Source organism: Bradyrhizobium sp. BRP22 (genome assembly GCF_020194175.1).
Taxonomy (GTDB): domain Bacteria; phylum Pseudomonadota; class Alphaproteobacteria; order Rhizobiales; family Xanthobacteraceae; genus Bradyrhizobium.
Window position 1 is genome coordinate 1 of the sequence record NZ_JADYVX010000077.1, and the last position, 9,495, is coordinate 9,495.

The 9,495-nt window shown below is 60.1% G+C and carries 7 protein-coding genes and 4 pseudogenes; 4 read left to right on the forward strand and 7 right to left on the reverse strand.

Annotated elements, in window-relative coordinates; translation table 11 throughout:
* Positions 1-124 precede the first annotated feature (124 nt).
* The 3 pseudogenes from I6F35_RS39060 to I6F35_RS39070 all read right to left on the reverse strand — a co-directional run.
* Positions 125-674 (reverse strand): annotated as a pseudogene (locus I6F35_RS39060) (IS5/IS1182 family transposase); the annotation flags it as partial.
* A 35-nt stretch (positions 675-709) separates the two neighbouring features.
* A pseudogene (locus I6F35_RS39065) lies at positions 710-1,977 on the reverse strand (IS256 family transposase).
* Between the two features lie 96 nt (positions 1,978-2,073).
* Positions 2,074-2,386, reverse strand: a pseudogene (locus tag I6F35_RS39070) (transposase); the annotation flags it as partial.
* Between the two features lie 24 nt (positions 2,387-2,410).
* On the opposite strand from I6F35_RS39070, the gene I6F35_RS39075 reads away from it, so the two are divergent.
* Positions 2,411-2,662 (forward strand): group II intron maturase-specific domain-containing protein, encoded by a 252-nt coding sequence (locus I6F35_RS39075; RefSeq protein WP_225122891.1) that lies wholly within the window; start codon positions 2,411-2,413, stop codon positions 2,660-2,662.
* A gap of 146 nt (positions 2,663-2,808) precedes the next feature.
* Here the strand turns inward: I6F35_RS39075 and I6F35_RS39080 are convergent, their stop codons facing one another.
* Positions 2,809-4,755 (reverse strand): glycosyltransferase, encoded by a 1,947-nt coding sequence (locus I6F35_RS39080; protein WP_225122892.1) that lies wholly within the window; start codon positions 4,753-4,755, stop codon positions 2,809-2,811.
* On the reverse strand, positions 4,752-6,116 hold the full coding sequence (locus I6F35_RS39085) for an HlyD family secretion protein (protein ID WP_225122893.1): 1,365 nt from the start codon (positions 6,114-6,116) through the stop codon (positions 4,752-4,754). The genes I6F35_RS39080 and I6F35_RS39085 overlap by 4 nt, the downstream gene beginning before the upstream one ends.
* Positions 6,117-6,977: 861 nt before the next feature.
* Between I6F35_RS39085 and I6F35_RS39090 the strand changes: the two genes are divergently transcribed.
* Together I6F35_RS39090 and I6F35_RS39095 are read left to right on the forward strand one after the other, a co-directional pair.
* A complete protein-coding gene (locus I6F35_RS39090; RefSeq protein WP_225122894.1) occupies positions 6,978-8,021 on the forward strand; it encodes a radical SAM protein in 1,044 nt (347 codons plus the stop codon).
* A gap of 37 nt (positions 8,022-8,058) precedes the next feature.
* The gene (locus I6F35_RS39095; RefSeq protein ID WP_225122895.1) at positions 8,059-8,274 is read left to right on the forward strand and encodes a hypothetical protein; all 216 of its coding nucleotides are present in this window, start codon (positions 8,059-8,061) and stop codon (positions 8,272-8,274) included.
* A 41-nt stretch (positions 8,275-8,315) separates the two neighbouring features.
* Here I6F35_RS39095 and I6F35_RS39100 read toward each other — a convergent pair whose 3' ends face one another.
* Positions 8,316-8,651 (reverse strand): hypothetical protein, encoded by a 336-nt coding sequence (locus I6F35_RS39100; protein WP_225122896.1) that lies wholly within the window; start codon positions 8,649-8,651, stop codon positions 8,316-8,318.
* Between the two features lie 229 nt (positions 8,652-8,880).
* Positions 8,881-9,150: a hypothetical protein gene (locus tag I6F35_RS39105; protein ID WP_225122897.1), complete on the reverse strand. Its 270-nt coding sequence runs from the start codon at positions 9,148-9,150 to the stop codon at positions 8,881-8,883.
* A 228-nt stretch (positions 9,151-9,378) separates the two neighbouring features.
* Here I6F35_RS39105 and I6F35_RS39110 point away from each other — a divergent pair.
* Positions 9,379-9,495 (forward strand): annotated as a pseudogene (locus I6F35_RS39110) (IS5/IS1182 family transposase); the annotation flags it as partial.

Below are 9,495 nucleotides of genomic sequence, written 5' to 3' on the forward strand. Positions count from 1 at the left end.
GTGTTCTTCCCGAGATCGATGCCGATTGTGACAAGGTTCGTATTCGACATGGCTTGCGCTCCTGCTGCTGCCCCCCGCCGGGCTGCACGTTGCCGCTGAGAGCGGGCGTGGTCCATGCCATTAACTCATAAGGCGCTGAGGCCTTGCCCTTGCCGATGCATTCGACTTCTGGCGCATGGAGGGACATAGAGCTTGTATCCGCGCTGGCGCTGCTCTTGCGAGCGGATCTGCGTGGCGCGCGAAAGCGGCTGCTCGAAGGCAGCCTCAAGCCTGCCCTGGCCTTCGATCTTGCGGCGGATGTCCCGAAGGAGGCGGCCGAGCCGGGTGCGCAACAGGCGCAGTTGCGCTCGGTGGCGCTTGAACTGCTTGGCATGGGCATAGCGTCCGGCCATCATCGCCGCCCGCTTGGCGATGCGCAGATAGGATTGCCGCAGCTTAAGGCCGTGCTGGCGAGCCAGACGATTGAGCCCCTTGATCGCCGCATGCACCAGCTTGGCGTCGGTTGGGAAGGTGATGGCCTTGGGCTGAACGGTGGTGTCCACCGTCACCCGCTTCGGATCGCGCGTCCGCAATGCGCCGGTCTCGTGCGCCACTCTTAAGCTCTCGGCCAGCAAGAGCTCGAGCTTGCTGGCGAGCCGCTTGCGCCAATGGCTGAGGTCGGAGCGCTCGTGCGGGAGAGCGATAAGGGATTTTGGGTGACGCGGTCCGATCAGGCGGCGCGGACTTCAGCGGTCGGAATGACTTCGATTCCGTCCGCAAACTTTACCCCGGATATCAGCTTCGGCAACTGATTTGCGCCCTTCAACCGTCGCCAGGTTTTAGATGCGGCGCCGACGAGCTTGAAGACCATCAACTTTGCTGTGTGTGGCGATAACGCTCCCTTCGTTCGCACAGTCCGGTGCCTGACCGTGGCAAAGACGCTCTCGATTGGATTCGACGTGCGCAGATGCGACCAGTGCTCGGCAGGGAAGTCATAAAACGCCAACATAGCCGAGCGATCCTTGATCAGGCATTCAACGGCCCGCTTGTATTTGACGCCGTACTTCTCGACAAAGATATCAATCGCTGTTTCAGCGGCCGCCCGGTTCGGCGCTAGGTAGACGTCACGCAGATCACTCTTTATTGCCGGCTGCACGGACTTGGCGACCTTGTCGCGCACGTTGTTCACCTTGTGCAGCCAACATCGCTGATGTTGCGTGCCGGGGAAGATTTCATCGAGCGCCCGCCAGAAGCCGAGAGCGCCGTCGCCGACAGCAAGCTGAGGCCCGATCTGCAAGCCGCGCTTGCGCAGATCGATCAGCAATTCTCGCCAACTTTGTGCGCTCTCGCGTACCCCGACCTGGAAGCCGATCAATTCCTTCTTTCCTTCAGACGTGGCGCCCATCAACACCAGGATGCATTCGGCATGGTCCTCCATGCGAGCTTGCAGATAGACGCCATCCGCCCAGACATAAACGTAGCGCCGCGCCGACAGGTCGCGGTTTTGCCAACGTTCGTATTCGGCCTGCCAGTCCTTCTTCAGGCCAGCGATGACCGGTGGCGACAAGTTCGGCGCGTCCTTGCCGAGCAAGGCCGAAAGCGCCTCCTGGAAGTCGCTGGTCGAGATTCCCCGCAAATAGAGCGCGGGGATCAACGCGTCCAAGCTCTTCGCCCGGCGGGCCCAGAGCGGCAGGATCGTCGACTGAAACCGGATCCTGTCGCTTGGCCCGCTTGCTCCACGGTCGCGGTCCTTCGGACGGGCGATCACGAAGGGCCGATGCCGGTGGCAATTTCGCGCGCCGGCCCCTATCCATGCCGCACCACGCGCGCCCGACCATCCGGCAGCGCCAGATGCTTCGTCGTTTCCAGGAATGTAGTGAACTCAATCTCGACAGCGCGGGCGATCAGTTCGCGAGCTCCGGCACGCAGAATATCCGTCAATGGATCAGCAATCTGATCGGGCTGACGCAGAGGAAAAACATTGGTAGTCTCGTTCACGGCGTATCGCTCCTTTGGAGGTTGCTGGCAGGCTTCATCACCCGCCTCGATACGCCGCCTTTCTCAGGTCGTCATCACCCAGTTTCCGTCATAGCTCTCGTGCGGGAACTCGTGCTGGAAAAACTCAAAGCCGGTGAAGTGCTGGAAATACGGGTCATAGACCCAGCGCTCGCAGACGGCCTCATCGGACAAACCGTAAATGTGCTTGAGCAACAGCGTCCGATGACGAAACGGCTCTCGATCCCCGGCCGGCCCTTCTCGTTGTAGAGCGGCACGATCTCGCGATCGATCCAGTCCCAGTCGACCTTGGTCCCGAGCTGCACCAGCTCGTGCTTCAGATTGATGATCTGATCCAGCCTGGCCCGAAACAGATCGCCGTCCCCGTCGTCCCCGCTTTCTTCGGTCGCATCTCCGTCGTTGCACGCAAGTCTCGTTGGCCGACATCGCCCGTGAGCTCAATCCGCTTCTCAGAGGCTGGCTTGAATACTACGGACGATACACGCCTTCGGCGCTGCATCCGATGCTCCGGTACGTCAACCAGACGGTGCTGGCGTGGGCGATGCGGAAATACAAGCGCTTCAGAGCTCACAAAGTCAGGACCAGCCGCTTTCTGGAACGATTGGTCCGGGACCACGCGAGCCTGTTCGTCCACTGGCAGCTCGGTATGACCAGCACGTTTGCCTGATGGGAGCGGTGTGAGCCGAGAGGCTCACGCACCGTTCTGCGAGAGGCTGGGGGTGAGATTCCCCCAGCCTACTCACCCATAGCTCTTTCAGGAGAGTCGCACCCAACAAGGCGGTGCGGCCGCCGGAAAAATTACTCATACCGCTCTTAGCCGAACAGCCGCATCAGCAGGGCCTTGCCGACCGACGCCGCACGCACGCCTTGGAAGGCGCGGACATATTCGCCGGCATAGAATGCGCGCACGACATTGACCCGCGTCGCCACCGTGTCCTCGAAGCGGACGCTGAAGCCGTCGCGGGTGCGCCGGACCACGGTCGCGGCCACGTTCTGTCCGTAGACATTGCATTTGATCAGGGAACCGATGGCGGGCGGGACGGGATCGATGAAGCGCGCGCCCGAGATCGAGATGTCGGCCATCCGGATCAAGCGCATCTCGCTGTCCTGATGGATCAGGATCGGCTCGTCGCGTTCGAACCGCTCGGCCTTGCGGCGCCTCGGCTGCTCGATGCAGATGAAGCACACGATCGCGAGCACGACGCAATTGTACAGGCTCCAGGCCAGCGCCAGCCCGCCATAGGCTATGCTGTCGCCGCGCAGATGCAGGATGAAGGCATAGGCGATCGCCAGCAGCGTGATCAGCAGGGCGGCGCCATAGAGCCGCAGCAACGGCCATTCGATGAAGCGGCGGTTGCGGTCGCCGCCCTTGGCCGTCACCTTGAACTTTTGGCCCTGCGGCTTGACGAGGCCGGTCACGACCGCCTTCAAAACCGCGGGCGCCGCGATGTATTGCGACACGTCGGTCATGATCGCGAGCGAGCGGCCGCGCGAGATCCAGGCCATCGTGAAGGCGTGCCAGACATAGAACGGCAAAAAATATTTCAGCAGCTCGAACAAGTCGGCATGGACCGCCTTGATCCCGAACAGCAGATAAAGCCACGGCACGATCAGGCCGAAAACCTTGGTGCCATAGACCGCCGCCCAGCTCATGAAGGCGTCGACCAGCGACAGCCGGTCCATGAACGCGAGCTTCGATTGCCGCGAGAACGGCCCGCTGCGGCCCCGGAAGATCTGCATGAAACCGAGACACCAGCGGCCGCGCTGCGTGATATATTCCTTCAGTCCCTCCGGCGCGAGGCCGATGGTCAGGCGCTCGTTCAGATAGGCCGTGCGCAATCCCTTCTCCTTCAGGCGCAGCGTGACGAGGTAATCCTCCGTCACCGAATCGGTCGGGAAGCCGCCGATCTGCATCAGGCCAGAGAAGCGGATCAGCGACGAGGTGCCGCAGCAGAACGCCGTGTCCCAGGCATCCTTGGCCGGCATCAGGATATCGAAGAAGAAGCGCTGCTCGTCGGGCCACACATCGGTCGCCGCGAGATTGGTCTGGATCGGATCCGGGTTGATGAAATGCTGCGGCGTCTGCACGACGCCGACGCTGCCGTCCTGCATCAGGCTCATCGCCCGGGTCAGGAAATCCGGCATCGGGACAAAATCCGCGTCGAGGATCGAGATGAAATCCGGCCGCTCGGCCAGCCCGGAAACGTGCTGGAGCGCATGATTGATGTTGCCGGCCTTGGCGTGGCGGTTGTCCGGGCGGGCCAGATAGTTGCAGCCGAGCTCCTGGGCGAGCCGGCGCAGCCAGAGCCGGCGCCCGTCGTCGAGCACCCAGACGCGGTAGTTCGGATAGTTCAGCCCGGTCGCGCCGATGATGGTGCGCTCCAGGATCGCCTTCTCCTCATTGTAGGTGCAGATGAAGACGTCGACGAGCGGCGCAGCCGCGCTCGCTCTGGATCGACGCAGGATCGCATTGACCTCGGGTGAGCGGTCGATGTTTCGGCTGAGGAACAGCAGCGACAGGCACACCGCGATCATCGAGGCCGCCTCGGCCGCAACGAAGGGATAGCCGACCAGCGCGTCGGCGGTGAGGCCCGGAGGCGGCAAAGTGTGGGTCACCCGCCACGCGAAATAGTGGACCAGCAGAACGAACGACATGCCGGTCATCATGACGCGGGCCAGGGTCTGCTCGCGGTGGAGCAGGGGCAGGATTGCAAGACAGGCGCCGAAGGTGACCAGCCCGGGCGCAAATGCCGCCATCATGACTTTGCCGCGTCCGCGTTGAACACCACACGTCCGGTGCGGCCGACCGCGCAATCCTTGCCCGTGGTGTCGAGCGCCGGCATCGAGACAGTGACCCGATAGGGTTCCTTGTTCAGCGCATCCGGATTGATCGCAAGGTTCGCGGGCGCGCCCGACGCGCCGGTGAGATTGACGATCTCGCCCTGGAGCGCGGCGCTGCCGTCGTTCGGCTCGAAGCTCGCCTGCTCACCGAGCTTCAGCCCGTTGTAGACGCTCTCAGTGACGTTCGCCGTGACCACCGCGCCGCTGCAGTCGAGCAGCTTGAGCAAGGGCTGCCCGGCCCTGACGTCCTCGCCGGGCGAGGTCATCATCTCCCAGATGCGGCCGCCGACCGGAGCCTTGATGTCGGCTTCGGCCCGCTTGACGTAGTGCAGCTGCTCGGCGGCGATCTCGTGGGTCAGCCAGTCGATCTCGGCATCGGCATGCGCCAGATCGGCGCGCAGGTCGCTGACGCGCTGGCGCATCTCCTCCTCGCGCTGCACGGAGCTCGGCCGGTCATTGTAGCTGTCGCCGAGATAGGTGCCGTTCCTTGCCGCGGTGAGCTCGACCTTGGCGGCGTCGAGGCGCCGTCGAGCGCCGATTTCGGTCTGCTGGGCGATCGCCTGCTCGCGCGTCAGGCGGGCCATTTCGACCGTCGACACGCTGCCCGATTTGATCAGCGACGACGCCCGCTCGACGGCGGCCACGGCCTCCTCCCGCCGTGCGGCGGCGGCCTCGATCGCGGTCTGGATTTCGGCGATCCGGGCCTCGAGCTGGAGGATGCGGCCGTCACGGAACTGGCTGGCCTGGCGGGCAAGATCCTGTTGCGCCGTCTCGGCGGCCGCAAGCTTGGCGGCCAGACTCGGGCGCTCATTTTCCAACCGGGACATTTGCCGCCGGAGATCATCGAGCCGCGCGCGATCGCCGCGCGCGTTGACGACGTGAAGGATCGCATCGCCCTCGCGAACCACTCTGAGCTGCGTGGATTTCTGCGGCCTCGCGCTCACGGTGCCGTCGATCGGCGAGCGCAAGGTCACGATCCTGGCATTGACTACGGCCTCCACGCTCGAGGTCTGCAACACGGCCCTGAGCGGCAGCCATCCGAAGAGGGCGACGATGGCAAGGCCAATGCCGACCTTGAGCAGGCGGCGAACCATCCGGACGGAGCCTCGTGGCGTTTCGGGATGGGGAGCGCTGTCGCTGACGGGCTCGCTGACCGGCTCGTCGTGCGCCAGCTGCAACCGATCCTGCAAATCGCGCTGCAACCCTCGTGCGGCCGATTCCTCGTCCCTGGTGACGGACGTATGATCTTCGGGAACGGGCTTCTGCTGTTCCTGACTCATGATGACCGGCCCCTGAACTTATCAGTGCCCGCGGGGTTCAGAAACCGTAATCCTGAACGGCCAATGTGCTTTTGGGGTGCCCCTTCGACATGGGCGCACCGTCCCACCGAACGGGGCTGTTATACGCTGGCCCATTGATGGCCACTGATGCTATCTTGGGTTTCTCAGGCCCAATCCTACGGTTGCATACAACCTAGACGTTTGCAACAGTCATTTTCTACTGAGGCGCGACGAAACCGCGCGCTCTCGTAAAGCGGTTGCAAGGCTCGACGCTGACGGAAGACACGTTGCTCAATAAGTGTTCGCCGTCAGGCCCTGTGAGACAAATTGAAGGATTTTGCGGAGGGAGGATTTCCCGGGGAGGAGGTCATTCAATATGGGTTGGCGGGAGATAGTTGGGATCGACTATGCTGGTCGGACTTGCAAGGATTCTTGGTTCTCCTTGTAAGGCCTCGAACCTTCCACAGTGGCGCATCCCGTGGCGCAAAGGCCTGACCTCCAGCTCCTCGCCCCGCGAGGAAAAAAGAGGCCGCAGCAGGAACAGTTGAAATCGCTTTGCGGCGAGAAAGCACGATCTCGAGTGAATGTCGACACGAGCGATGTCGAAGGACTGCGAAGGGCGATTTCTCCTGGCAGTTTCCACGGCACAGCTGGTCATTTCCTTCGGACCTCAATGCTACAATATTTGGTACTAGACGGATCCAGCCACGCGATGCTTCCATCCCAATTACGAATCTTCGGCGGCTGCTGGTCCTGCGTGGTGCGTTACTACTATAACTGGGAACCCGCCTTGCGCTTGCCGAAATATTCAAGAACGTAGCTCTGGCCGAAGACAGTATTTGCCTCCACAAGGCGGGGATCATGTATAAAGTCGATCGCGAGCGTTTTATCGACCTTACCGAGAATCATGACATCCCGACACTGCCGCAAGTCGAGGCAATACTGGAGAAAGCGGAGAGCGAGCCACTCAGCTACGCGAATCTCAATTCACTTGTGAACGCGATCCACTCAACCGAGTTCCAGGCTATTCGCGACAAAGTTCTTGCAAAATCCGAACTTGTCCGTCGCAGGATTTATGGCGGCCTGGTTGTTTCGATGGCACCCGTGGAAGTAACAAATCGCTGCGCGTCTGATTGTACTTTCTGTGGCTGGCGCTCCGACAACAATGAGATGCGCCGGCTAAGCCTGGAAGAGCGGCTCATTCTTGTGCAGGTCGAGTACCTACTCGCGAAGGGTTTCCAGCACATCGAACTTGTGGGTGGCGATGATGTAAAATTCGTAAGAGATCAGCTTCCCGTCCTTGTTCGACGAGTAAGGGAGATAATGGGCGGAAGTGTCGCAAACAGAGTACTGTTTTGCACGATGGCGCTGACGTCACGGCATTATAGAAGCCTGAAGAACGCCGGCGCTGACGGCATCATCATGTGGCAGGAGACTTATGACCATGAAGTCTATAACTCCCACATTACAAAGGGCCCCAAGGCTCGCGGCATCGATGACAGCTACAAGGTCGTGAAGAATGGTGATGGATACCGCTTCCGGTTGGAGAGCCAGGATCGCGCGCTACGAGAAGGCCTATCTGCTTCAGTTGGAGCAATGCTAGGCCTAAATCCAAATATCGGGTTCGAGATAATTGCAACCGTAGATCATGCCCGATATCTGGAAAGTTCGTACCAGCCCTCCGATCCTATTATCGTAGGTATGCCAACTTGGAACAACATTACCACGCCGCGCACCGACAAAAGACCAGCGCGCACTCTTCCGATCGACGGCTATTTTGCATTCTTCGCATCGATCTACTTTCTCGCATTGCATCGCTATCGCGCGTGGATATTCCCGAATTGCAGGGAGCCTACCGATCCAGATCGACGCTGTTCGTGCGGCCGGTGTTTATACCTCAACTGAAGTAAAACTTGTGCCGGGTGGATATCTAAAGTCGGCAATGGCCAAGCTTCCAGTCGAGCAACGAGCTGCCATCATGCAGATGCTGAGATCGACATTCAAAGGAGAGTTATCAGCAGACAATTGGCATGATGAACTCGACAGCCTTGAGCAATTCAAGCACGACCTTCACCATCACGAGACCTACGTAAACGCGTTGACTGACGCCGGCTTATTCATTGGCAGCCAAACGGCGCCTAGTTCGGCGAACCATTGATCGGGAGCATGTTGCTCACTCCAGGTGGCCGATCATGTTCGCTACGAGTCGATCAACTGTACGTGGCGCGGTCCAAATCGCTCACGAATACGCAGGTAGCCTTCTGGATGATCCGTCGCCATTTCGCTTCGGGCTTGAGCGTTCAGACTGGGGCGGCCCTTCGCAAAGCGCTCGCAAACGCGCTCGTGTTGCTTGACCATCACGGCCGTCAGCATTCTTAAGGCTGCTCGTTCCGCTTCGAAGCCACGTAACTTCGCAAAAGTGGTACACAGTTGCCGCAACATCGGGGAATGGTCGCGAGCCCAAAGGCCTGTGAAGGCCTCATCCACGCTGAGCATCGGAATAACCACATGTTTCTCGTAGTCGTTCCGGGACATATTGCCGGCAACCTGAACGCGACTGCACACGCCTTGGTTATTGATGAGAGCCGCTGAAACTGACGAGCAACGGCCACATGATTGTCGGCCGATATAGCGCGTTCCATTAGTTTGAGGCTGCGCTCGAGTTCACGGCAGAGTACGAACAAGACTTGATGACCAGTAATCCAGTTGGTGAGGGCTTCGCCGGCATGGGCCTTCCTAAGTTCATCGTACTTCATAGGGCCATTCATATTCGTTCTCCGTAGTTTTCTACAATCGATTGAACGGCCTCGCCCAGAATCGCTTCCTCTACATCTGTTATGACCTTCTTGAAGTTCACAAGTGCGGCGCATCCACCCATGGTTCGAAGAAGCGCCACTAATCCGGCCAGGTCTGAATCTTTTTGGATGCGCTCGACCAAGAAGAACCAGTCGTAGCGATCCATTTTGGAGCCTGAACTCGGCACTTTGTCCTCAAGAGCGACTGCGTTCACATCGGCGCCGAGAATGAGCCTCAAGGATGTCATTTGGCCTATAAGAGATGGTGAGGAGTTTCGAATGGTCTCGACTACTGCCTGCGCGCGATCTGGCGAGAGATGCCTCATCAGGTCCGTCGATACCTCGATTGGAAGCATTAGATGTGGCATGCCCATAACTTCGCCCCTCTAGCAGTCTGCTGAAAAACCCCTCGCGGTAGCGACAATTTACTGATTCAATTTTTTATCGCGAATCAGAGGGGTGCTCGCATGCGGGGCGCATTTGTGGATCAGGGGCGGTTGTTTTCGTACATCTCGCCCGAAGCGCGGGTGCCGTTGAACCATCCGCTGAGGAAGATTCGGGCGCTGGTCCGTGATGTGCTGAGC

Excerpts from the sequence above, each read along its gene's own strand:
- I6F35_RS39080 (WP_225122892.1), bottom strand. The coding sequence starts at position 4,755 with ATGATGGCGGCATTTGCGCCCGGGCTGGTCACCTTCGGCGCCTGTCTT.
- I6F35_RS39085 (WP_225122893.1), bottom strand. The coding sequence starts at position 6,116 with ATGAGTCAGGAACAGCAGAAGCCCGTTCCCGAAGATCATACGTCCGTC.
- I6F35_RS39090 (WP_225122894.1), top strand. The coding sequence starts at position 6,978 with ATGTATAAAGTCGATCGCGAGCGTTTTATCGACCTTACCGAGAATCAT.
- I6F35_RS39095 (WP_225122895.1), top strand. The coding sequence starts at position 8,059 with ATGGCCAAGCTTCCAGTCGAGCAACGAGCTGCCATCATGCAGATGCTG.
- I6F35_RS39100 (WP_225122896.1), bottom strand. The coding sequence starts at position 8,651 with ATGTCCCGGAACGACTACGAGAAACATGTGGTTATTCCGATGCTCAGC.